General features: G+C 65.2%; 1 protein-coding gene. It reads right to left on the bottom strand.

The genetic code is table 11. The annotated features are described in order from the left end of the window. Positions 1-2,052, bottom strand: a 2,052-nt coding sequence (putA, locus tag ACEW8G_RS14840; RefSeq protein ID WP_373489173.1) for a bifunctional proline dehydrogenase/L-glutamate gamma-semialdehyde dehydrogenase PutA, incomplete at both ends; no start/stop codon positions are given.

Here is a 2,052-nt window from a genome sequence, read left to right as displayed (position 1 = left end):
CAGCTGCAGCGCATGCGCAGGCACACCGGCTGCGTGCAGCAGCCGGGTCGCCAGAAACGCGATCAGCGGCGTCTGTTCGGCGGGTTTGGCGAGCACCGCGTTGCCCATCGCCAGCGCGGCGGCAATCTGGCCGATGAAGATCGCCAGTGGGAAATTCCACGGCGAGATACAGGTGATGATGCCGCGCGGCGCGAAATCGCCCATGTCGGTCGCTTCGGAGGCATAATAACGGAGGAAATCGACCGCCTCGCGCAGCTCGGCAATCGCATCGGGCGCGCATTTGCCCGCCTCCTGTGCCAGCAGCGCAAAGATTTCACCATGCGCGGCCTCCAGCATTTCGGCGGCACGGATCAACGCGGCAGCGCGCTGTGCGACCGGCGCCTCCCAGACGCGTGCGCCGGCAATTGCAACGCCGACCTGCGCCAGCGTGGCATCGCAAACGGTTCCGATCTGCAGATCGGGCGCGGACGGGCTGAACACTGCGCGCGCTGGTTCTGCATCCTCGCAAGGATCAGCAATGATCGGGCAGGCTTGCCACTGCGCCTCACGATACGGCGCGCGGGCGCCGAGATAGCCGTTGAGGTCAGCCCGGTTGGCCAAGTCCCAGCCGGTGGAATTGACGCGTGAGGGCGCATAAAGCGCGAACGGGCGGATGATCTTGCGGTCCGCATCGGTGCGGCCCTCGGCCAGCTGCTCGAACGGATCGGCGGCAATCGCCTCGGCGGGCACGGCGTGGTTGGCGAGCTGGTTGACGAACGACGAGTTCGCGCCGTTTTCGAGCAGGCGGCGCACCAGATAGGCGAGCAGTTCGCGGTGCTTGCCCACCGGCGCGTAGATGCGCGAGCGCACCTTCTCATTGCGCAATAGCGCGCCGTGCAGTTGCTCGCCCATGCCGTGCAGCCGCTGGAACTCAAAGCCGTCGCGGTTGCCCGCCAGCTCAAGGATCGTCGCGACACTGTGGGCATTGTGGGTGGCGAACTGGGGATAGATGCGATCGGTCAGCCTGAGCAACTGCGCGGCGCAGCAGATATACGAAACATCGGTTGCGGCCTTGCTGGTGAACACCGGAAAATCGGGCACGCCATCGACCTGTGCGTGCTTGATCTCGCTGTCCCAATACGCCCCCTTGACCAGCCGCACCATGATCTTGCGGTCGAGCTTCTGCGCCAGACCATAGAGCCAGTCGATCACAAAGCTGGCGCGCCGCCCGAAGGCCTGGACGACGACGCCGAAACCGTCCCAGCCTGCCAGCCCCCGATCGCTGAGCACCAGCTGAATCATGTCGAGCGACATGCCGAGCCGGTAAGCCTCTTCGGCATCGATGTTGAGCCCGATGCGCGCATCGCGCGCGGCATAGGCGAGCTCAAGCACCCGGTCAGCCAGAGCGGGCACGCATTCATCGGCCTTGGCCATCTCGTAACGGGGGTAAAGCGCCGAGAGCTTGATCGACAGGCCCGGATTGTCGCGCATATCGCCTGACTTTGCCGCCGCCGCAATCTTGCGGATGGCGTTCATATAGGAGGCGAAATAGCGGTCGGCATCGCGAAAGGTCAGCGCCGCCTCACCCAGCATATCGTAGGAGAAGGTCGCGCCCTCGCCCGCCCATTTGCGCGAACGCTTGAGCGCCTCATCCATATCCTCGCCCAGCACGAACTGATTGCCCAATTCCTTCATCGCGCGGCGCACCGCGACGCGGATGACCGGCTCGCCCAGCCGCTTGATCGCGCCGCGCAAGGCATCGAGCGGGCCCTTGCTGGTCTGCCCCTCCAGCACCGACTGGGTCATGCTGAGCGCAAAGGTGCTGGCGTTGACCAAAGTATGTTCGGACTTGCCGAAATGCTCGCGCCAGTTGGCGGGCGAAATCTTGTCTTCGATCAGGTCATCGATGGTGTCGGCATCGGGCACCCGCAGCAGCGCCTCGGCCAGCGTCATCAACGCCAGACCCTCGTCGCTCGACAGGCCGTATTGCCCCAGAAAGCTCTCCATCAGCGTCGGGCCGGATGCGGCGCGCACATCATCGACAACCCGCACCGCGCGCGCCCGGATGCGCGC

It is taken from the genome of Blastomonas sp. (assembly GCF_041747255.1).
Lineage (GTDB): Bacteria > Pseudomonadota > Alphaproteobacteria > Sphingomonadales > Sphingomonadaceae > Blastomonas.
This window is presented reverse-complemented; position numbering and strand designations above follow the sequence as displayed.